Consider the following 19101-nt stretch of genomic DNA (forward strand, 5'->3'; position numbering starts at 1 on the left):
ATACCTCTTTATTAAGAACGGAAATAATATCTCTTTTATTATTGATTGGTTTATTTTTTATATTGTTCCTACAATAAAATAGATATTATTTTGATTCAAATATATTCTTACTCAATTAAGTGCTTTATTTCAAATAAAAACGAAATGATTTGCCCCCTACCTTTACAAGGTCAATACTAATGCGATCGCCCATATTCTCAATGACTAGAAGTGTTAGCTATCTCCTATTGATAGGAAGTATTGTGTCATCTTATGCTGATGCGGTTGAATTTAATACAAGTGTATTACAATCCATGGGGTTAGAAAACATCGATCTCTCTGCTTTTAATGGAGATAATGAACAGTTTGCAGGGAAATACCTAGCAGATATTGAGCTTAATGAACAAAATCTTTACTACAATCACCCGATACATTTCTACATTAAAGATAATGAGAGTCGCGTCTGCTTTACTAGTGAACTCTTAAGCGATCTTCCCCTATCATCAGAATTACGATCAGGAGTCCAAAAAGAACCCTCGCATACTACTGATATCGGAAATTGTTATGCTTTTGAAGAGTATGATCCTGCTATTCTAGTTGAATATGATGAAGAAAAACAGAAGCTTAAACTCCGTATTCCTCATGCTTATGTGGTAGACTTTGACAGCTATTGGATTCCCCCTAGCCAAAGGGATTACGGGATTAGTGGCTTAATATTGGATTATAATCTTCTCCAAACTTTCTCACATTCAAAAAACAATGGCTATAGCTATAGCAATAATCGATTTTCCAGTTATGGTGTAATGGGTTTTAATATTGGACGTTTCCGTTTTAGAACCAATTACCAGTATGATCCGAATGCCACCAAAAAATTTGAGCGCACCCAAACTTATGCTTTTACCGATATTGGATCACTCAATGCACAACTCTATGTTGGTGAATTACGATCATCTACTAATCTATTTGAGTCCGTTCAATTCAAGGGTGCGACGCTTTTTACTGATGAAAACATGATGCCTAATTATCTTCAAGGTTATGCACCACAAATATCAGGCACAGCAAACTCTACTGCTATCGTAACTGTACGTCAATATAGTAACATTATTAAACAAATTCAAGTTCCACCAGGTCCTTTTACAATCAGAAATCTCCCCTCTTATATAAGTGGTATTGTGACTGTTACGGTAGAAGAGAGCGATGGACAAACTCATGAATTTGAAGTTGAACTCTCTTCTGTACCCTTTCTCACGCGACCAGGGGCATTTCGTTATAATGTTAACATTGGTGAACTCGATTCTAGATATGGCAGAAACAAAGTAAGAGATAAATTTATCACTACAGATGGTTCTTATGGCTTAAGCAATACAATATCTGTTAATGGTGGTATTAACTATACTTTTAATCGAGACTATCAAGCTTATAGTCTTGGCTTAGGACTTAACCTCAACTTTTTAGGTGCACTCTCCTTCGATATTACTCGTTCTGAAAATAAGGTTGATCCTAATAAAAATTTATCTGGACAAAGTTATCGCTTCAATTATGCAAAACGGTTTAACCAAAATACTTCACTCAACCTTGTGGGTTATCGCTTTTCTAGTCGTGAATATACTACACTCAATAACTATGTTGATATGAAAAGTCATGATTATGAGCAATTACAACTGGAGAAGAACCGACTATCGTTAAGCGTCTCTCAATATATTCCAGATTTAGATCTCAGTGTTACGGCAACGGGATCTAAATCGACTTACTGGAACCAAAAAAGTAATTCCTACTATAATATTTCTTTCAGTAAAACAATCAACAAAGGGCTCTTTGAACGTACGAGAGTAACCTTCAATCTTGGTCATAACAGAAGTAGAGACTATAAAAATAATACCGTAGGGCTCTACGTCAATATCCCATTAGGAAATGATGCGGGTAATATCTCTTATAACAATTCATATAATGGAGGAAGTGAGACTATATCACAACAGCTAACCTACTATAATAAGGGGTTAGGGGGTAACTACTCTGTTGGAGTTTCTATGAATAATAAACGAGACTTTAGTGGCTCGGTAGATTATGCTTTAAACGCTAACTATAATACGAATCTCGCTTATGGTAATTTCAACAGTAATGTGAGTTATTCTGACCACCAACAATTTGCTAGCGCAAGCTTTAATGGTTCCTTAACCTTAACGCAACATGGTTTAGCTACTCATCCTTACGTTTTTGATGATAGCTCTCGTTTAATAGTTGATACAGATGTCTCGGGTGTAGGTTTTATTGGAAATAGTGCTAAATCCAATATCTTTGGTTTAGCTGGTATTGCTAATATTCCAGATTATACTAAGCAGACCTATCTCATTGATAATGACAACCTTCCTAATAATGTTGATATTCCTGATAATGTACTTGAAACGACATCAACTAAGGGCGCAATCATCTATCGTGATACACATGCTATTGGTGGTGAGAAAGCATTGGTGAGAATTATACTTCCTAATGGTGAGCATCCGCCTTTTGGTGCGACAATTTATCGCGAAAATGGCGCTGATACCGAAGTTGGGATGATTGCAGATAACGGATTAACCTATTTAGCAGGTCTCAATAATAAATCTACATTTATTGTGAAATGGGGACTAGATCAATCTTGTAAATTACAAATCACATCCACAGACCTAGCTGATCTCAGCGACGTTATGTGTCAATAGGAGAAAACAAACATGAAAAAAAGACTCTTTATTCTAGCAATTGCACTACTTAATGTCTCTTTTGCTCAATTAACACTTGATAGAACCCGTATTATCTTTGATAAGGGTCAAACTAATTCACAATCTATTGTCGTCACTAATACAAGTAAAACTGAGCCTTTTTTAGCTCAATCTTGGATGGAAGATGAGCACAATAGAAAAATCGAAAGTCCACTCGTAGCCCTGCCTATTTTACAACGTGTCAATCCTGGGCAGAATAAACAAGTCAAAATCTCACTTGCAGGACAAGATAATCTGCCAACAGATCGCGAATCACTACTCTATTTTAATGTGTTAGGTGTTCCCCCTAAAAATAATCAAATAGAGAATCAGCTCAATATTGCTATCCAATCTAAAGTCAAACTCTTCTATCGCCCTAAAGGATTGAAGAAATATGCAAATAATGATTGGCTTAAAGAAATGCAGGTTAATAAGAATGGTAATAGTTATATTCTTGAGAATCCTACCCCCTATCATTTTGTAATCTTTGCAGTAAGTAATGGTTCAAAAGGAAAATTACAAGAAGATGACATTATAGTTAAACCTTTTGGTAAATCCACTGTCAATCGTTCACTTGGTAATAACCCCACATTTTACTTTATTAATGATTTTGGTGGGACAGTTTCACAGAGTTATCAGTGTAATGGAAATCACTGCACACTAATGGCTGAATCAAACTAATAATGAATGCTTCTTAAAAGGCAGGATGGTAAATCCTCCCATTAATTATGGTATTACAGACTAATACATATTGAATGGGAGGCTAATGCTTAAATTACACAATGAGTAACTATTACATACTATGCGCAAAACACTCTCTTCTTTAAAAAAAATTATTGCTAGCATAGGATTGGCAATCCTTTTAATGAACTCTACACATATATTTGCTAGATCCTTTTGCCGAATTTCAAATATTGCAGCAATGGTTGGTAATGATCACCTAGATGTAACATATACTTCAGGAATATCAGCAAATGTATCTATATTCGGAACAGTGGTAGCTAATCATAACTCAAGTCCATTCCAATTTGGCTACGATGTTACTTGCGTTTTTACAGAGTATGAGGACAGGCCATTAGAGGTGGTTCTCGAAGTTGATCGAGAGGGGCCCAATTATGATGCAACATTAGAAGAATTTCATAAGGTATATGATCCCATCACACATGTAACAGATAACATGAATGTAATTGTAAAACTTGAAAAGGGAGTAACACCCGAGTGGTCAAGAAAGATTCTAACCACTCCTAAAGGCAATGGTCATAACCTCTATTTTTATTATCTTTGGGGAAATAATTCGAAGGAATATACCTTTAGAGTAAATATATCTTTTAGACCTGGTCTCTCATTTGACTCACAAAAGGAATATGATAAACCCTTAAGATTGTCATTTTCTCCATTGATCGCAAAAGTAACAGTGGGTCCAGGACCTACCGGTGCTGCCCGTGAAGAGCATATCCTCACAAAGATTGATTTTGATGTTGATCTTCTACCTGGAAGCGGGGAAGTCTCCCCTATCCCTGAATGTACAGGATCTGCATTTACTGTTATGACCCCTAATACAGTATCTTTTGGAGGAATAGTAAAAAGAGAGGCTATGCAAGCAAATAAAGTATATAAGCAAAACTTTGAAGTAGCCTTAATAAAAATGGATGCAGGTGAAACTGGTTGTCCTGTAGATGTAACCCCTTATATTACCTTTGAAGCAGATTCTAATAAACTGCTAAATGAGAATAACCTTGATCTTGACAATGGAATGCAACTGAGACTCAAATTTGCAGACCAGATTGGTGAACCTAGGCTCATACAATTTGGAAAAGAGTATAAAAGTAAACTGATACCTGGAAGTGAAACCTTATACGAGATCAGACAGAATTTTATAGCAGAAATTGAAAGAATCCCAGGTCAAAATATTAATGAGGGAACTTTTGAAGCTATAGTTCGTTATATAATCGAATATCGCTAATAACTCTTGAAATACGGCTATCTACAACATGGACTACCTTTTTCAATATTAGTTATGATCGAATCTCAAGCGCTCTAACAGAGCGCTTTTTTTATATTCTACGAATATTATCTATAACGATATCTATTATCGTAAATTTAATTTAAGAAAAATGATTTTTAAACAGCTATTGTGGAGTTTTAAAAGAAGATAAACCTGATTCACCAACACTTGCAAGATGCCGGATAGAATAGCTTCCTCACTTTTTACAGCTGATGCGCCGGCATTTAAATAGGCTTATTTTGAACCGATCTTATTATATTTCTAATCTAATCTTTGACGAACAGGGTACCTGTAGAGGGTACGGCTTTTTGACAGATAACAAAAAACCCTTGTAATTCATTGAATTAAACAAGGGTCTTGATAAATATGGCGGAGAAGGAGGGATTCGAACCCTCGATACGCTATTAACGTATATCCGCTTTCCAGGCGAACGCCTTCAGCCACTCGGCCACTTCTCCATATTGATCTTCTACAGTAGTTTAGTTACCTCATGCAAGGCTTCTCACAAACTGAGTAGAGGCTGATAAGATACTAAATATTGCGCCTTTTGACAAGTCTACTTGAGAAATAGATATCGCCCACGCCCCACAGAATATTCTAACGGTTGCTTACGTGTTTCAAATTGCGCATACCCTTCATGCAGATTATTCCAAAACTCATAATGAATGGAGTGTTTAGCGCGCTCTAAGCGTTCCGGCGTCATCTTAAATGGATAGGCTTGTACTTCTACATAAGTTTGTCCATTTTGTAGCGCCATCTCAACTAAGCGATAGATCTCATCGATCTGAGCATCAGTCATTGCATAACAGCCCACAGAATCACATTTACCATGTACCATTAAATAACTGCCTGTCCGCCCTAAAGAACGATCAAAGTTATTGGGAAATCCTAGATTAAAAGACTTATAGAAACGGCTATGAGGATTAAGCGAGGAGCGATAGACGCGATAGAAGCCCTCCGGAGATTGTAGATCACCTTCATACATCTTCGGCCCTAAGATCCCAGAGAAGTTACAGATCGGGTAATTGGCAAAATGGCGAAACTCTCGACTATTGTTAGGTTTCATCCAGAGCTCAAGCATCCCCTCTTCTTTAAAGATTCGAATTAAGACCTCATCTCCCTGCTTCAAACCATAATCTTTTAATCGTGCACTCAAACTTCCCCCTGAAATATAGGAAGGCCCTTGCGGTGCCGAACTACAAGCCACTAAAAAGAGGCCTATCGCACTCGATAAGCATAGCCATTTGATCCATGTGAACTGTTTCATCCATTGAACGACTTGCATTGATAATTCCTTGTAGCTTCTTTGAGAGTAATGTAGAGCGAACTTAAACAGTAACACCGCCGATGGCGATCCATCGACGGTGTAGAAATATTATATAAAAAGCCGGCAATAAGAGGAATTAATTTCAGTTTAATTTCCGCTACACTCCGATTATTTTATCTCGTGGCTTCGATCTGTGACATAACGAATTCAATCTTAGAATTGTAAGATTTCCAAAGCCTGAGCATGTAGACTCGGTGTTGCCGCAAGGATTGTCGAAACGGAGAGGTCAATCGGCGAGCCATCAAGGGCTGTCATTTTACCGCCAGCTTCATTAACAATAATAGAGAGCGCCGCGATATCGAGAATATTGACATCAGATTCCACAATTAGATCCACTTTTCCGGTGGCTAAGAAATGATATTGTAAGAAATCCCCAAAGCCTCGTGTTGAATTGACCTGCCCCACTAAATTCCCATAACGTGCCCATTTTTCAGGATCTTGGGTTAAGCGTTTCAAATTCCCTGAAGAGAAGACCGCTTGGGAAAGCGTATCAATATCACTCACTGAAACTCGTTTCCCCTCTAAAAAAGCACCTTGCCCTTTAACCGCATAGATTCTCTCTCCGCCATTAAAGCAAGGAGCGGTTGAAACGCCGAGAATAATCTCCCCTCGAACCATCAAGGCAATTTGACAAGAGAATAATGGCCGACCACGCACGAAGGCTTTCGTGCCATCAATGGGATCAATGAGCCAGATAAAATCAGACTCCATCTGCTTCTGCCCGCTCTCTTCCCCATAGAAACCATGTTCCGGAAATTGAGCAGAGATATGTTGATAGATCGCCTTTTCAACCGCAACATCCACTTCTGTCACCGGCGTCGCATCGGCTTTAATCTCAATTTTAAAAGCATTCTCTTCATAAGCGGTTTTAATTAATTGTCGGGCTATCTCTGACGCTTCTAAGGCACAATCTAAATAGGGTTGCATCTCCATCTCTTCTCTTCCTCTATCAGTTAAATTGATTAATTCTTTCTCTATTCGTTATCTTCTATTCTTTATCTATAGAGTAGTAGATCAACATAAAAATATAAAAATAGGTGCAAAAGTCTTATAACGCCTTTGCACCTATCGATCATTCTTTATCTATAACTATCATGATAGCAATGAGGGATCATCTTCTTAATCACCAAATCTATTATTCTATTAATTGTATTTAAGAAATCCACTACATCACGATTGTTTTAACATAGGGAAGCCGAGCGCTTCACGGGATTCGTAATAGCTTTTTGCCACCATACCGGCCATCTTACGAACCCGTAAAATATAACCTTGACGCTCTGTCACTGAGATCGCTTTACGCGCATCGAGTAAGTTAAAGGCGTGAGAAGCTTTCAAGACCATCTCATACGCCGGCAATGCTAATTTAGCCTCTAATAGACGAGAAACTTCTTTCTCGTAGAAATTGAAAGAATTTAATAAAAATTCCACATCGGCATGGGAGAAGTTATAGTGCGATTGCTCCACCTCATTTTGATGGAATACATCGCCATAAGTGATGCGGCCTAAGGGGCCATCTGACCAGATAAGATCATAAACGCTCTCCACTTCTTGCACATACATCGCAAAACGCTCAAGACCGTAAGTAATCTCCCCTAATACCGGCTTACACTCTAAACCACCTGCTTGCTGGAAATAGGTAAATTGGGTCACTTCCATTCCATTGAGCCAGACTTCCCAACCTAAGCCCCATGCGCCTAATGTTGGAGATTCCCAGTCATCTTCCACAAAGCGAATATCGTGCTTCGTAGGATCAATCCCTAAGGCTTTGAGAGAACCGAGATAGAGCTCTTGCATATTTTCAGGAGAAGGTTTAATCGCGACTTGGAACTGATAATAATGTTGTAGTCGATTCGGGTTTTCTCCATAACGACCATCCGTTGGCCGGCGTGAAGGTTGGACATAGGCAGCAGCCCAAGGCTCAGGGCCTAATGCACGAAGGAAAGTTGCGGTATGGAAAGTTCCGGCGCCCACTTCAATATCGTAAGGTTGTAATACCGCACAACCCTGCTCCGCCCAGTAGGTTTGGAGGGTAAAAATCATCTCTTGAAAGGTCATTTTTTTCATATTTTATTCTTTCTCTTCTTTCTTTTTAACGCGATCTTTTAAAATCTGTTTCTGCCAATTATTTCACTAAAATCAATCTTATAAAATTAATATAGTCATATCGGTTCAAAATAAGCTTATTCAAATGCCGGCGCATCAACTATGCTAGCTCATGACGCATCATAGCGCCTATTATAACGAAACGCTATCCACAATGCTGAAGCGATTGAAGTCTTTTAAATCCACCTTATCTATCTCGTCCTTTTTTATCCGCCTCTTTCGCTTCTCGTTCAGCAATCTCTGCTTCTACTTCCGCCTCTGCCTCTTCAATCGCCTCTTGCGCTAAGATATCTCGGCGCACTCGCTCAATCGGAAGGATCTCCCCTTCTCTAAAACGATGCTCTCGTTGTGGCAATGGAATCTCAATGCCATTTTCTCGAAGCGCGGTATCAATCGCCCACATATAAGCGGCACGAATACCATTAGGCCGTTTAACAGCTCTTGAGGTTAACCAGACAACAAGTTCAAATTCATAGTAATAATCTTGGAAATTAACGAGCCATACCGCAGGGTTTCGCCCAGGAATCCCTTTTAATGTATGAGGTAAACCTTCCGCGGCTGCTAATACCGCTTCTCGCACCAACTCTTTCGATGTACCATACGCCACCCTAAAAGGATAACGCACCCGACGCTGTGGCTCTTTGAGCGTCCAGTTCAGCATTTTAGTGTTAATAAATTCTGAGTTCGGAATGACAATATCCACATTATCATTATCGGTAATGATCGTTGCTCGAACATTGATCTCTTTCACCTCACCCCAGAGCGGTTTACCATTCTTCTGATCCTGAAGTTCAATAAAGTCCCCCACTTTGATCGAACGCTCAAAGAGAATGATCAAGCCCGAAACGAAGTTATTTACAATGGACTGTAATCCAAAACCCAGTCCGATCGCTAGTGCCCCGGCGACAAGTGCAAAGTTGGTAAAGTCAATGCCAACGGCGGTCAAACCATAAAGGAATCCGAAAAGAATAATGCCGTAATAGGTCAGACGGCCGGCAAGATAGTACGCCGGTAATTTGTCATCGCCGCGCTTATTCCCCATTCGATTAAAGACACGATTAAGCCAAAAAGCAATCCACCAACAGACTAAGACGATCATTAAGAATTGTGCAAAACTCAATGCCGTAACTGGCGTATCACCAATTGTAAAGAGTGGCGTACGAATCAATTGCTTCACATTACGCCATGCATAACTGAGTGCACTTTTAGTGCGATTAATGGTGTTGAGTAATACCCCTTGGTATTTCAGTAATTGATTCTCTAAGATTCGCCCCATAAATTGGCTATCGGCGATCTCAGTTTGTAATTTTTGCAGTAAAACTGAAGTCTCTTGAATCAGTGCTAAGCGATCATTCGCAATGCCCGCTAAGAAGCTATTTTCATTCATCCCACCACGGGTTTCAATATCAGCGAGTAATGCATTGGTACTACTGCGCTCTGCTTCATTTTGATTAAACCAATCTTTCGCTTTAAGTTGTAACTCCTGAATGGAGCGTTGTCTCTCGGCATAATCTTTCTGAATACGCTCAACATCTGTACCTTCATCATCAGTGGCAAGCAAAGTTAAGGTGTCTCGCTCATTTTCATACATATCAATCTGCGCTTCTAAAATCGCAACATTGATCTTCTCTTTAGAGACTCGCTGATTACGTAAACGCGCCACTGCCTGATCTTCTACCGTTGTTTCAGGCAACAGTAATAGCTGTGATTGCTCTCGTAACAACCGTGTATTAGCCTCTTGTAGCCGAACAATCGCATCGCTCAACCGGTGCTCTACATCTTCAAATTCCGCCTCAGAATAGGTCAGACGTGCGATAGCTGTCGACTTCACTTCTTGTAATAAGTTTGATTCTTCTTCCGCAAGCGTAAGATTCTCACGCAAAATCCGTAAACGCTCATTGAGTAATGCAAGCTCTGTCTGCTGCATAATCACTTTCAGTGCTTCAAGGTAACGCTCTGGAGAGTTTTCCCCTGTTTCAAAATAAGTGACAAATTGTTGACTAATTTGCCGAGAGAGATCTCTCGCTTGTCGCTCTTGGTCGCGGATATTCTCCCGGGTGCTCATCAAATCTGAGCTTAGCTCTCGTTCACGGTGAATAATGGCTAATAATTCTGCCACATTATAGTGCTCTTTGGCTGAAAAAGCCGGGGCTTTAACTTTGACACTTTTCTCGACTAATGCCACATACGCAAAGAGATTCGCACTGATATGGGAAATTTTCGTGGCTTCTTTTTTACGATTCTCTTCCGGTAATAGCAGCGCCGCCTCCTCGATCTCATTTAAGAAATCGATCACTGCTTGACGTAGATCTGCCACCTTTTTATCTTCAAAATATCCCCACCAAGTCGGTGTCAAATGCAGAGGATCAGGTAGGCTTTTCGCCTCCTCTTTTGTCGTCTCTCCGCCCAAACCATTTTGTAAAATAGAACCAATGGGATGCACTTGAGAGTAAGCGGTACTAACACTCATGAATAACACAAAAAACAGCGTTAATAGTCGCTGAGCCATGTACTAAATACCTCTTTAGATAACTTTGTAGATAATAATTACGATAATGATCGAGGGGATAAAGTTTTACGTCAGCAGAATGCTACGTAGGATGAAGCTATTATTATTGCATATAGCGCTCACTCAATCTAGAATATGAGATCGATATTATTAAATAATTTTAAGGATTGCTCTGTGTCTGAAAAAAATGTAGAAAATCAAAGCATTGAATCTTTACTACAAAAACTCAATGAAATTGTTGAATCGCTTGAGAGTGACGAGCTTCCGCTTGAAGAGTCCCTTAAACAATTTGAACAAGGCATTGCGCTCACAAAAGCGTGCCAAGAAACCTTAGAAGCTTCAGAAAAACGCATCAATCAATTATTATCGCACGATTAAGCAAGAATGAAGGATTAGAGAAATAATGCCTACCGCATGGTTTAGCCAACAGCTCTCGGCTTTTGAAGTAGAATTTGTACGCTATTTAACAGCCATTTCCGCACCTGATCGCCTTAAAGAAGCCATGCTCTACAGCACATTAAATGGCGGTAAGCGTTTACGCGCGCTATTAGTGATTGCGAGCGGTGAACTCAATGATGCACCTAAAGCACCCCTTACGGCAATTGCCATTGCGATAGAGATGATTCACGCTTATTCCCTTATTCACGATGATCTACCGGCAATGGATGATGATGATTATCGCCGAGGAAAACTCACTTGCCATAAAGCATTCGATGAAGCAACCGCTATTCTTGCCGGCGATGCACTCTTAACACAGAGTTTTGATTGCTTAAGCCATATTGATGGATTCTCTGCGGAGCAGCTCATTCAGCTTATCCAACTTATTAGCCACGCAAGTGGTAGCAATGGTATGGTCGGTGGTCAGATATTTGATATCGAAGCAGAAGAGCGGACTGTATCGCTCGTAGAGTTAGAGCGCATTCATCACAATAAAACAGGCGCGCTTATTAAAGCGGCGATTCTTGCGGGTGTCATTGCCGGCAATGGTGATAATGATGCTTATCAAAGACTTTCGATCTATGCAGATAATATTGGACTCGCTTTTCAGATCAAGGATGATATTTTAGATGTTACCGGCACCCAAGAAGAGCTCGGTAAGAAGCCCGGTGCCGATCAGCTACATGAAAAATCCACCTATATTTCATTATTAGGTTTAGAGGCTTCTATCGAAAAACTTGATCAGCTGATTGCTGAGGCAATTAAGCAACTTGAGCCTTTTGGAACTAAAGCCACACCGCTCATCGACTTGGCAAATTATATCCAAAAGCGTAATCACTAAGGTTAGATAACAACATGACGAATGCAACTACGTTATTACAAGAGATCGACTCTCCTGATGATCTTAAAAATCGTTCTCTGCAAGATCTGCAGACTATCTCTGATGAACTCAGACAATTTCTCATCGAAAGCGTTCTCGATTCCGGCGGACATTTTGCCTCGGGATTAGGGGTTGTCGAATTATCCGTTGCGCTCAATCATGTATTTAATCCCCCTTTTGATAAAATCATTTGGGATGTAGGACACCAAGCTTATCCCCATAAAATCCTCACAGGCCGTAAAGATCGAATTCAAACCATTCGTAAAAAAGGCGGACTTGGTCCTTTCCCTTCCATTTTTGAAAGTGAATACGATGCCTTTGGTGTCGGTCATTCATCCACTTCGATCAGTGCTGCTTTAGGAATGGCCATTGGCGCGAAACATCATCATGAAGATCGACAACTCATTGCGGTCATTGGCGATGGCGCACTTACCGCCGGGCAAGCTTTTGAGGCACTCAATCACGCCGGCGATCTGAAATCCAACATGTTAGTCATTCTCAATGATAACAATATGTCGATCTCGCCTAATGTCGGGGCACTTAGCACAATGCTCACCAGAATGCTCTCAAAGCCTGCATTACAATCGATTCGCGAAGGTGGCGCTAAGATCCTTGAACATCTCCCTTTCCCGAATGCACTCGATATTGCGAAACGCGCAGAAGCACATGTCAAAAGTACCGTTGCCGAACAGAGCGTGGTTTTTGAAGAATTTGGCTTTCAATATTTTGGCCCGATCGATGGGCATGATCTACCAACATTAATTACTACTCTGAAAAACCTCAAATACAAGCATGGGCCTAAGTTACTACACATTACCACTAAAAAAGGGAAAGGTTATGCTAAAGCTGAGGCTGAACCTGTAAAATTCCATGCTGTTTCAGCTTCTAAACCTACGGCAAAAAATACTCAAAATAGAGAATCAACTGATCAAATCAGCGCGCCGCCAACAACTAAACCGAAACAGCTCACCTACACCGAAGTCTTCTCGCAATGGCTCTGTGACATGGCGGCTGTAGATCCCAATTTGATGGCGATTACGCCGGCAATGTGTGAGGGCTCAGGATTAGTGGCATTTAGCCAACGTTATCCTCAGCGTTTCTTTGATACAGCAATTGCCGAGCAACATGCAGTAACACTTGGCGCCGGCATGGCATTAAGTGGCGTTAAACCAGTTGTGGCAATCTATTCAACTTTCTTACAACGCGCTTATGATCAGCTCATTCACGATGTGGCGATTCAAAATTTAGATGTCACTTTTGCCATTGATCGCGCCGGCATTGTGGGTCCTGATGGTGCAACGCACGCCGGTACATTTGATATGGCATATCTTCGTACGATTCCCAATATGGTGATTATGGCACCATCAAATGAAGATGAATGTTATCAAATGCTCACAACGGCTTATCAGTATAAGGGCCCTGCGGCTGTTCGTTACCCTCGCGGAAAAGGCATTGGCCGAGCAATCAAAGCAAGCATCCAAGATCAACTTCCTTTCGGTAAAAGTCATCTATTACAACGGGGCGAAAAATTACTCGTTATTAATATCGGCGCATTAATTGCAACGGCAACTGCTGTCGCTGAACACTTTAATGCCTCGCTCCTTGATCTTCGTTTCATCAAACCCCTCGATAGAGAAACCCTACTCGAACTTGCAAAAACACATCAAGCAATTATTACCATAGAAGATGGTGCGATTATGGGCGGTGCGGGTTCTGCTATTACCGAGTTATTAAACGATGAAGGCTACTATCTCCCTATCAAGCACTTTGGCATCAAAGATTACTACCCGCAACATGGGGAGCGAGAAGAGATTTTGGCTGATTATGGATTGACGGCAGAAGCAATTATTAATGAATCAAATCAATTAGTTAATATAATAAACAATAAATAACAGGCCATAGATAATAGGCAATGAATAATAAACAATAATAGAAATATTATTCATTGCAAATGTTCAGCGATTATCTCTCCTGCCGATTCTTATGAAAATAGAGCACATACTTTGAAAGCCTATACAGGTCAAAAAAGTATGTGCTTTTTATATTTTACATTTTTTTACATGCTACCATTGTAAGTGGATATCTATAATTATTTTAAATAACATCCCCTCATAGCCTAGAAAAAATCACAATAATAACAATAAACTATTTTATTGCAATGATCAATTATCAATAATAATCACTACGATTTATAAATATCTTTTATTCTAATTATTGATATTTTTTGACAAACATCCCGCTACAAAAATTCATTAAATATCATTTTTTATAATATATAAACATATAGTGCTACAATTTATTACAAACAGCACACTTAGTTAATGTGGTTAATCTCATTGAGATAATCTCTCAGATAGGGAATAGAGATTAATAAAACTATCATCAACATAACTGGTAGATAAAATATTATGAAAAAATCTTTTTATCGTAATCAATACTTTTTGGCGCTCTCCTCTATACTCATTCTCGGCTCAACCTCAATCGGCTGGGCTTACGACCCTTATATCAATGCACCTGGAAAAGAATCTATTAACGAAACTATTGATGGCGATCAATATGTAGAAAATGGCGGAAAAGCGGTCGGCAGCGTTGTGATTAATGATGGCCACCAAGTAGTTTCTAATGACGGTATCTCCATTCGCGCTAGCTTTAACAATCAGGCAAAACAGAGTATTTATGGGGGCGAAACCTCGGACAATACATTTTATAATCACTCTGGGCAAACCATTATGGGTGGCGAAGCAATTAAAAATAGCTTTGATAGCGGTTCTTGGCAACATATTAACGGTGGAAATGCTGCTGATAACACGTTCTATAATGGATCTAGCCAGACTATTACTAAGGGTGAAACCACCAAAAATAGTTTCGCTAGCCAATCATCACAAAACATTAATGGCGGAACAGCATTTGACAATACATTCTATGAAAACTCAAGCCAAGTTGTGAATACTGGAGAGGCAATTAAAAATAGCTTTGAGAGTGGGTCTTGGCAAAGAATTGAGGGCGGAGAGGCTTCTGACAATACCTTTTACCATCAATCTAATCAAACGATAACGGGTGGGAAAACTACACAAAGTAGCTTCGAAAGTGGATCTTGGCAACATGTTGACGGTGGAGAAGCCAATAATAATCAATTTTACAATGATTCTTTCCAAAATATTAACAATGGCGGCGTAGCGACCAACAATCAGTTTAATGATGCCACACAAACGATCTATGAAGGGGGATTTGCTACCGATAATAATTTCAATAATGGGTCTTGGCAAAATGTAGAGGGTGGTATCGCTCAGAATAATACGATACAAGAACTTTCCGGACAAAATATCAATAGTGGAATAGCTCGCAATACTCGAATCAAACAGGATGCATGGCAGAATCTGAATGGTGGCTCAGCGATTGATAACACAATTGAAGAAGGGGGCTTACAGAATATTTTTGCTGGGACAGCTACCAACAATGAGATATTCGGTAAACAGATCGTTGCCGGTGGATTAGCGACTAATAACACGATTCAACTCTCTGGTGAACAACAGGTCAATGCAGAAGGATTGATCAAAGATACTCACGTTCAAGGTAAGAGTTACTTCGCTTCTGGCGCGCATTCCGAAGGGTATTTCACCATTCAAGATGGTGGACAAGTTGAAATCATCACTAATGAAACAGACGCCAAAACAATTGATAATTTAGCCATCGAATCAGGAGCGAATGGCTTTATGACCCACAATAGTCAATTCGATAGCGCAGTCTCTTTCATTGGAATTGGGAATCTCACCAATTCCGGCGTGTTAGCGATTAATCATAACTTTGATATTGATCGTCCACAATATATTACTCTGTCTGCTGATACACTCTTAGGTGAAGGCACGATTATCATGCATACAGATATCGCAAACCATACCGGCGATTTACTCAAAATTAAACAATTAGACTCATCTACCAAACAAGGACTCGATATTCAAAATAATGGTGCAGCGAATGCGATGCGCGATGACGTGCTCACCGTGGTCAATACAGAATCAGGGGGAAAATCTGACCAGTTTTATCTTACCCATACTGTAGAATCGGGTGGATATCAATTTCTCCTACGCACTACCAATGATGGCAAAGATTGGGAACTCTATACCCCTAATGACCCATCAACTGGCAATGGTTCAGGTAATGGTTCCGGCAATGGTTCAGGCAATAGCTCCAACGGGAACGGGTCCGGCAATGGCTCCGGCAATAGTTCCAACGGAAACGGCGCCGGCAATGGTTCCGGCAATGGTTCCGACAATAGTTCCAACGGAAACGGCGCCGGCAATGGTTCCGGCAATAGTTCCAACGGAAACGGCTCCGGTAATGGTTCCGGCAATGGTTCCAACGGTTCTGGTTCGGACGAAGGGAACTCAACACCTAATAATAAACCGCTTTATACCTCTACTGCAGATGCAGCTGCCAATAGTATTATGAGTACCTATCTTGCCAACTTTGTGGATACACAAACATTGCTACAACGGATGGGAGCACTACATCACAACTATGAGGATGGTGTTTGGGGACGGATTTATGGCGGTAAATTAGATTCCTTTACCGATCAAGGGCTAGATGGCTTTGATATGAAATATTATGCACTGCAGATCGGAGCAGACCATCAATGGCACTTAGATCATTCTCGCCTATATCTCGGAATTGCAGCGAGCTATCTGAATGCGGATCAAGACTTTGATAAGCGGGCAAACTATTTAGACAATAGTGAAATTAAATATCGTAACCAAAAAGGTTCTGGCAACTTAAAGAACTATAACTTCTATATTTATGCCACTTATATCACAGATCATGACTTCTATATTGATACCCTTTTTAAAGCAGGACGTATGAGAAGTAAATTTGATGTAGAGGATAGTGCCGGCGCACTTGTTAGAGGTAAAATGTCGCTGAATCTCTTCTCATTATCTACAGAAATTGGGCAACGTTTCTACTTGAATGAGAATCACACAGGATGGTATATCACACCACAGGCCCAATTTACCTATACAAAATTTGGCAGCGGTACATTCCATGCAACGAATGGCCTCAATATCCAAGTAGACCGTCGAAAATCCCAATTAGGACGAATGGGCTTAGAAATTGGTTATCAATTAGATAGAGATAACACAACTAACCTCTATTTCAGAGGATCTTATCTCAAAGAATTCTCGGATGATGGGCAATTCTATCTCAATAATAGTCAAGAGAAATACTCTATGAAAGGACATTGGTGGCGCTATGAATTAGGAGCTACGCGGCAATTTAATAAACGCAATCATGGTTATCTCAATCTCAACTATAGTACAGGTCAACGCTTTGATCAGAAACAGATCGAAATTGGATTCCGACATGAGTTTTAATCTCCCTTAAAGCACTCTAACGCGCTTCCGTTATTACTAAGATAGGAATAAAAGCAATATCACCTATACAATAAAACCGCCTTTCTTCGATGAAAAGGCGGTTTTTTATAACCATAATATTAAGATGGACAAGCTATCAATAACTACTGAATCTCAGCCGCTAATACTGCAATTTGTGCTTCAGTAATCTGTTTAATCCCTTTCTCTGCCAAATCAAGCATTGCTAACAATTCTTCTTTGGCAAAAGGCGCTTGCTCTGCCGTTGCTTGAATCTCGATGAGTTTACCATCGCTCGCCATAATGACATTCATATCGGTATCAGCTTGGCTATCTTCTGCATAATCGAGATCAAGTACGGGTGTTCCTTGATACACACCCACAGAGATGGCCGCAATTTGTGCAACTAATGGCGTTTTCTCAAGCAATCCTGATTCGACCAGCTGGTGAAGCGCTAATACTAAAGCAATATAGCCTCCTGAAATAGCCGCCGTTCTCGTGCCACCATCGGCTTGTATGACATCACAGTCAATCGTAATTGTGCGCTCACCCAATAACTCAAGATTAACAGCGGCACGTAGCGAGCGGCCGATTAAACGTTGAATCTCTAAAGTGCGACCACTCTGTTTACCTTTTGCGGCTTCCCGTTGTGAACGCGTATGCGTTGACCCTGGTAACATACCATATTCTGCTGTAATCCACCCCTTCCCTTCACCACGCAAAAATCCGGGCACTCGCTCTTCAACACTTGCAGTACAGAGGACTTTAGTATTACCGAAAACAGCTAATACTGATCCTGCAGCATGCATTGTAAAATTAGGGATAAATTGCAAACTTCTCATTTCATCAGGTTTTCTATTAGATGGGCGCATTGCTCTTCTCTCTCTTTTTAGGTGTAATGTTCATTTCAATGATTTTTTAAATCTATTAGACAATTATATAGTAATATCGGTTCAAAATAAGCTTGTTTAAATGCCGGCGCATCGGCTGTAATAAGTAAGGAAGCCATTCTATCCGGCATCTTGCAAGTGTTGTTTAAAACCATTTTTCTTAAACCAAATTTACTATACATAGATTTCAATTCAGTATGATTTTGCATGACTCTCTATCGTTATTGTTGTTTATTTTTTTTAGTGAAAAACAACGAAGACAACAAAAACGCCCGTCTACTAAACGGGCGTCTATGCTTACACAATAGGTGTAATAAATACATTTATATAACTATCAGGCATTAATATTATATTCAATTAAAAATATTCAGACTGATAATGATCATTACAAATCATAGAATATATATAGATCTCTACTTTCTACGACTGGCACTCGATCCGATAGGTTTCAATCTATCTATTTACCACGATAAACAATTCGACCTTTGCTCAAATCGTAAGGAGTGAGTTCAACTTTTACTCTATCTCCCATTAAAATGCGAATATAATTTTTACGCATTTTTCCAGAAATATGCGCAGTAATAACGTGACCGTTATCTAACTCTACTCTAAATTGTGTATAAGGAAGGGTTTCTGTAACCGTTCCTTCCATTTCAATATGATCTTCTTTTGACATAGAACTCTTCAAATAACGATAAATATGTTGGTCGGGACAGCAGGATTTGAACCTGCGACCCCTTGCACCCCATGCAAGTGCGCTACCAGGCTGCGCCATGCCCCGACAAAATGAGGTTTAAATAGTAGCAAATAAAAAGCAAAATGGCAAGCAATTAACCGCTATCCTACCATTTTGCCTATATCGCTCAAGCGCC

At 39.9% G+C, this 19101-nt stretch carries 13 protein-coding genes and 2 tRNA genes; 7 read left to right on the forward strand and 8 right to left on the reverse strand.

Annotation, left to right across the window (positions count from 1 at the left end; translation table 11 throughout):
• The first annotated feature begins 242 nt into the window (after positions 1 to 242).
• The 3 genes from DC083_RS04275 (at position 243) to DC083_RS04285 (ending at position 4677) form a co-directional block, all read left to right on the forward strand.
• Positions 243 to 2675 carry a fimbria/pilus outer membrane usher protein gene (locus tag DC083_RS04275; protein ID WP_189364577.1) on the forward strand — a complete coding sequence of 811 codons (2433 nt, stop codon included), beginning with the start codon at positions 243 to 245 and terminating at the stop codon, positions 2673 to 2675.
• Positions 2676 to 2687: 12 nt separating this feature from the next.
• A complete protein-coding gene (locus DC083_RS04280) occupies positions 2688 to 3395 on the forward strand; it encodes a fimbrial biogenesis chaperone (protein WP_109189027.1) in 708 nt (235 codons plus the stop codon).
• 121 nt (positions 3396 to 3516) lie between these two features.
• Positions 3517 to 4677 carry a hypothetical protein gene (locus DC083_RS04285; protein ID WP_109189028.1) on the forward strand — a complete coding sequence of 387 codons (1161 nt, stop codon included), beginning with the start codon at positions 3517 to 3519 and terminating at the stop codon, positions 4675 to 4677.
• 409 nt (positions 4678 to 5086) lie between these two features.
• Here the strand turns inward: DC083_RS04285 and DC083_RS04290 are convergent.
• The 5 genes from DC083_RS04290 to DC083_RS04310 all read right to left on the reverse strand — a co-directional run bounded on the left by DC083_RS04290 (position 5087) and on the right by DC083_RS04310 (position 10658).
• Positions 5087 to 5177 (reverse strand) — tRNA-Ser (locus DC083_RS04290).
• A gap of 98 nt (positions 5178 to 5275) precedes the next feature.
• Positions 5276 to 6004: a L,D-transpeptidase family protein gene (locus DC083_RS04295; protein WP_229822443.1), complete on the reverse strand. Its 729-nt coding sequence runs from the start codon at positions 6002 to 6004 to the stop codon at positions 5276 to 5278.
• 195 nt (positions 6005 to 6199) lie between these two features.
• Complete coding sequence (locus DC083_RS04300; RefSeq protein WP_109189029.1) at positions 6200 to 6979, reverse strand: inositol monophosphatase family protein; 780 nt, start codon at positions 6977 to 6979, stop codon at positions 6200 to 6202.
• Between the two features lie 237 nt (positions 6980 to 7216).
• Positions 7217 to 8110: a glycine--tRNA ligase subunit alpha gene (gene glyQ, locus DC083_RS04305; protein ID WP_026879356.1), complete on the reverse strand. Its 894-nt coding sequence runs from the start codon at positions 8108 to 8110 to the stop codon at positions 7217 to 7219.
• A 226-nt stretch (positions 8111 to 8336) separates the two neighbouring features.
• Positions 8337 to 10658: a mechanosensitive ion channel family protein gene (locus tag DC083_RS04310; RefSeq protein WP_109189030.1), complete on the reverse strand. Its 2322-nt coding sequence runs from the start codon at positions 10656 to 10658 to the stop codon at positions 8337 to 8339.
• 174 nt (positions 10659 to 10832) lie between these two features.
• On the opposite strand from DC083_RS04310, the gene xseB reads away from it, so the two are divergent.
• From xseB to DC083_RS04330, 4 genes are all read left to right on the forward strand, one after another.
• Positions 10833 to 11036, forward strand: a complete 204-nt coding sequence (gene xseB, locus DC083_RS04315; RefSeq protein WP_229822447.1) for an exodeoxyribonuclease VII small subunit — start codon at positions 10833 to 10835, stop codon at positions 11034 to 11036.
• Positions 11037 to 11049: 13 nt separating this feature from the next.
• Positions 11050 to 11937, forward strand: coding sequence for a polyprenyl synthetase family protein (locus DC083_RS04320; RefSeq protein WP_373296746.1), 888 nt, complete (start codon positions 11050 to 11052; stop codon positions 11935 to 11937).
• Between the two features lie 14 nt (positions 11938 to 11951).
• Entirely contained in the window at positions 11952 to 13868 is a 1917-nt protein-coding gene (gene dxs / locus DC083_RS04325) for a 1-deoxy-D-xylulose-5-phosphate synthase (RefSeq protein WP_109189033.1), read from the forward strand.
• Between the two features lie 516 nt (positions 13869 to 14384).
• On the forward strand, positions 14385 to 17342 hold the full coding sequence (locus DC083_RS04330; RefSeq protein WP_109189034.1) for an autotransporter outer membrane beta-barrel domain-containing protein: 2958 nt from the start codon (positions 14385 to 14387) through the stop codon (positions 17340 to 17342).
• A gap of 143 nt (positions 17343 to 17485) precedes the next feature.
• Here the strand turns inward: DC083_RS04330 and rph are convergent, their stop codons facing one another.
• The 3 genes from rph to DC083_RS04350 all read right to left on the reverse strand — a co-directional run bounded on the left by rph (position 17486) and on the right by DC083_RS04350 (position 19010).
• Positions 17486 to 18211: a ribonuclease PH gene (gene rph, locus DC083_RS04335; protein ID WP_109189035.1), complete on the reverse strand. Its 726-nt coding sequence runs from the start codon at positions 18209 to 18211 to the stop codon at positions 17486 to 17488.
• A 475-nt stretch (positions 18212 to 18686) separates the two neighbouring features.
• Positions 18687 to 18905: a translation initiation factor IF-1 gene (gene infA / locus DC083_RS04345; protein ID WP_109189037.1), complete on the reverse strand. Its 219-nt coding sequence runs from the start codon at positions 18903 to 18905 to the stop codon at positions 18687 to 18689.
• 28 nt (positions 18906 to 18933) lie between these two features.
• A tRNA-Pro gene (locus DC083_RS04350) sits at positions 18934 to 19010 on the reverse strand.
• Between the last annotated feature and the right edge of the window lie 91 nt (positions 19011 to 19101).

This window comes from Ignatzschineria ureiclastica (genome assembly GCF_003121845.1).
GTDB lineage: Bacteria > Pseudomonadota > Gammaproteobacteria > Cardiobacteriales > Wohlfahrtiimonadaceae > Ignatzschineria > Ignatzschineria ureiclastica.

Coding starts and splice junctions, on each gene's coding strand:
- DC083_RS04280 (WP_109189027.1), top strand. CDS start 2,688: ATGAAAAAAAGACTCTTTATTCTAGCAATTGCACTACTTAATGTCTCT.
- DC083_RS04285 (WP_109189028.1), top strand. CDS start 3,517: ATGCGCAAAACACTCTCTTCTTTAAAAAAAATTATTGCTAGCATAGGA.
- DC083_RS04295 (WP_229822443.1), bottom strand. CDS start 6,004: ATGCAAGTCGTTCAATGGATGAAACAGTTCACATGGATCAAATGGCTA.
- DC083_RS04300 (WP_109189029.1), bottom strand. CDS start 6,979: ATGGAGATGCAACCCTATTTAGATTGTGCCTTAGAAGCGTCAGAGATA.
- glyQ (WP_026879356.1), bottom strand. CDS start 8,110: ATGAAAAAAATGACCTTTCAAGAGATGATTTTTACCCTCCAAACCTAC.
- DC083_RS04310 (WP_109189030.1), bottom strand. CDS start 10,658: ATGGCTCAGCGACTATTAACGCTGTTTTTTGTGTTATTCATGAGTGTT.
- dxs (WP_109189033.1), top strand. CDS start 11,952: ATGACGAATGCAACTACGTTATTACAAGAGATCGACTCTCCTGATGAT.
- DC083_RS04330 (WP_109189034.1), top strand. CDS start 14,385: ATGAAAAAATCTTTTTATCGTAATCAATACTTTTTGGCGCTCTCCTCT.
- rph (WP_109189035.1), bottom strand. CDS start 18,211: ATGCGCCCATCTAATAGAAAACCTGATGAAATGAGAAGTTTGCAATTT.
- infA (WP_109189037.1), bottom strand. CDS start 18,905: ATGTCAAAAGAAGATCATATTGAAATGGAAGGAACGGTTACAGAAACC.